The organism is uncultured Eudoraea sp., assembly GCF_947260015.1.
Classification (GTDB): Bacteria; Bacteroidota; Bacteroidia; order Flavobacteriales; family Flavobacteriaceae; genus Eudoraea.
Map to the genome: position 1 here is coordinate 4,914 of NZ_CAMYOM010000068.1, position 2,939 is coordinate 7,852.

General features: G+C 40.5%; 2 protein-coding genes. Both read right to left on the bottom strand.

Translation table 11 applies throughout. The annotated features are described in order from the left end of the window. The coding region (locus tag Q0X66_RS15450) for an adenylate/guanylate cyclase domain-containing protein (protein WP_297707944.1) at window positions 1-1,823 on the bottom strand (1,823 nt) is incomplete at its 3' end. Window positions 1,824-2,583: 760 nt separating this feature from the next. Then, window positions 2,584-2,712: a hypothetical protein gene (locus Q0X66_RS15455; RefSeq protein WP_297707947.1), complete on the bottom strand. Its 129-nt coding sequence runs from the start codon at window positions 2,710-2,712 to the stop codon at window positions 2,584-2,586. Window positions 2,713-2,939: the final 227 nt, after the last annotated feature.

Here is a 2,939-nt window from a genome sequence, read left to right on the forward strand (position 1 = left end):
CGACGACTTTTTAAAAGGGATTCATAAGCTGCATCCTGGATAAGCGCGTGCTTGAATTGATATACAGATTGTTTTCCTTGATGGCTTTTGTAAAATATTTCCGAGTCCAATAATTGTGATAAGGATTCCTCCAAATCTCTTATTTCCGATGGAAGTAATGCATGTAACATTGCCTGAGTAAATTCACGCCCCAATACCGATCCTATTTGGACAATCTCTTTAACTTCGGACAAACGGTCCAGACGTGCCAAAAGGGAATCCTTTAAAGTAGAGGGGATGGCCAGGGAGGATACTGATCCCATCAATTTGAAATGCTCATCCTCTTCAACTAATAAATCGGATTCCAAAACCATTTTAGTGAGCTCTTCTACGAATAACGGAACGCCCTCTGTCTTGGCAGCAATTTGCTTCAAAATCGCTTTAGGTAATTCTTTTCCTTTTGTCTGGTGAAGACAGATTTCCGCCATATCTTCAGACGACAGCCGTTCAAGTGTAATTTGCGAAACTCCGGAATGCCCTAACCAGTCGGGGCGAAAACCAGGCCGTGTGCTGTAAAGTGCAAATATGGTTTGGGTTGAGAGTTGTTCTATAAACAGCGCCAACCATTCCAGGGTAGAAGCATCTGCCCAATGCAGATCTTCTACTACCAACAGTAGAGGTCTGTTCCTTGCCTCGCAGAGCAAAGCCTGTGTAACACCCTCCATGATCTTCTGCCGCTTGGCAAAGGGACTCATAAGCGGTGGTGAATATTCTTTTGATGCAATGGATAAAAATTCTGCAAACAGCGGCATGGCCAGTTCAAAATCGAGATTTGATTGCTTTAGAAAAAGCTCCAGTTTCTGAAGTTTATTTTCTGAATCGTCTTTGGGTTCAATTTGTAGTAATCCATTTTGAATCAATTCAATAATAGGCTGAAAGGCACTGTTACTTTGGTAAGGAGAACACCTTGCTTCCAAAAGAAGGCCATCTGACTCCCTGGTTATATACTCTTCCAAAGTATCCACCAGGCGCGATTTACCAATTCCTGCTTCGCCGTTTATCAAAACCGAGCTTCCATTTCCCTTTTTTGCTTGTGTCCAGTGTTTTTTAAGTAGTGTGAGTTCATTTTCTCGGCCCACCAATGGCGAAAGCCCTTTTCCCTTAGCTATATCAAGTCTGGTCTTTACGCCACTTTCTTTCAGAACCTGAAATACTTCCATGGGCTCGGAGATGCCTTTTAAAATATGAGTCCCTGTACTTTTTACTTCAAACCAGCCCTGTATTAAAGACATGGTTTGTGGACTTACAACCAGACCATTATGCGGGGCCAAGCCTTCAAGTCGCGCGGCTATATTAACCGTTTCTCCCAGGGCTAAATGGTCGTCTACAATAACAAGTCCGGTATGAATACCAAGGCGGATTTTTATGGCAGTTTTACCTTCATCTACCCATCGTTTATTTGCAACATTTACGGCCTCAATAATGGCTAAACCTGCCTGAGTTCCAACTTTGGAAGCATCTTCCATTCCTTCCGGATACCCAAAATATACCAAAAGCCCATCCCCCAAATAATTGCCCACATTACCCCCGTAGCGCGTTATTACCTCTTCTGCAATTTGGTGATAATTCAGTATTAACTCTCTGTAATCTTCCGGATCCATTTGTTCTGAAAGAGGTGTAGAATCTACCAAATCACAAAAAAGAATGGTAAGTTGTCTTCGCTCGGCTACATTTTTTGCACTCCACTTTTCACTGCCTCCTGAAATAACAAGACGTGCACCACAGGTATTGCAGAATTTGGCCTGATCGGGGTTTTCATGACGGCATTGATGACATACTTTCATCTTATAACCATTTGGAAACTTAGTAATGGAGGAACACCAATAAGATAGGAATAATTAAAGAGCTTAGCAACTAATTTTGACAGCCAAAACTTCTTTTCCTATTTAGACTAAAATTGCAGCAGACCTGAATATACATTGGCAGGATATGGATATAAATCATAGGATGTTAGTCCTGCTGATTGCGTAACACTAACGCTTCTTTCATTCGGAATATTACCCCTTTGCTAGCGCGAGCGTTTCGCTCGTGAAATGCTGTTCTGTCACTCTCTATAATGTGGTTGAAAATAAAGTAGAGATAGGAAGTTAGAGGTACGAGGTTGGAGGTACGAGGTTGGAGGTACGAAGTTAGAGGTACGAGGTTGGAGGTTTGAAGTTATAAGTTAGTAACTCGTATTTCGTACTTTGTATTTTATCCCTAATACTTCTTGTACCCTGATCGCAAAACCTCACCAATTAATTCCATATCTTAGAGAGAACCAACCACTATTTTTTAATTAAATTTCAAACTACAAGTTACAAATAACAAAAAAGTAGGTGCGGCCAATAACTAATTGGTCCCGATAGCTCCTTAAAAATGTTTGTAGCCAATCAGCCAATAACTAATTGGTCCCGATAGCTCCTTAAAAATGTTTGTAGCCAATCAGCGCCCAATGGTTCTCGCCTTCCGGAGAGATCCCGGAGGTAAAGTTCTCCATCATAACGGCCCTTCCTTCTGATAAGAATTATTAGGGATTAAAGCTTTTATATAATGAAGGACTATTTAGCTTAAAATCCCCCAAAGGCCAATGATAAACCCAAGGGCTATTAACGCCAGTAATACTTCTAAGCTAATATTCAATACGGAAAGAATAGAATTTAAAATGGGGTGCTTGTTTGAATCTGATTTCATAGCAAATATTTTTTAGATTAAGTACTAATAAGTTACGAATTTGTGTGGTGACCACAGACCAAATTGTTGTGAAAGCACCAAAAGTTGTGGTTTGGCCGAACTTTTTATGCATTTTATCGAGGAAATCTTATTTAGGGGTTAAAAACGGGGTCATTTTCTATTATCCAGTTCTTCTTCAATAAGCGTGCTAAGAAATTCAATTTTGCTCAGAAGGGCCTTATGAAATT